The organism is Frankia sp. Mgl5 (genome assembly GCF_023242985.1).
GTDB classification, from domain to species: Bacteria; Actinomycetota; Actinomycetes; order Frankiales; family Frankiaceae; genus Parafrankia; species Parafrankia soli.
Genome location: NZ_JALKFY010000055.1, coordinates 1 through 296 on the forward strand (window position 1 = coordinate 1; position 296 = coordinate 296).

Here is a 296-nt window from a genome sequence, read left to right on the forward strand (position 1 = left end):
GGTAGCCCAAGAGGTCGGCTTCGCCGCCTGATATCCAGGAAAGGATAGCCTGATTGCCCTGGCGTATTGCTGTTACTCCGGTTGGCGAGGCAGGAGCGCCGGGGGCATCGATACGCGGATCCTCAGCTTCCGCCAAACGCTGTTGCCAGTCAGCCGGACGGGTACCCGCTTTTTTGTTCTTCTCCTGAATCTGTTCAGGCGTAATCATCACCGGATCAGGACTTTTGAAAAAGATTCCTTCCGTGACGAAATCAGCAGGCGTCTCCGGTTTGGCCAGATAGAGATCTTCTTTATAC

At 54.7% G+C, this 296-nt stretch carries 1 protein-coding gene; it reads right to left on the reverse strand.

Annotated elements, in window-relative coordinates; all coding sequences use genetic code 11:
- Positions 1-296 (reverse strand): hypothetical protein (locus MXD62_RS08340; protein WP_248828822.1); only part of this gene is annotated, 296 nt, incomplete at both ends.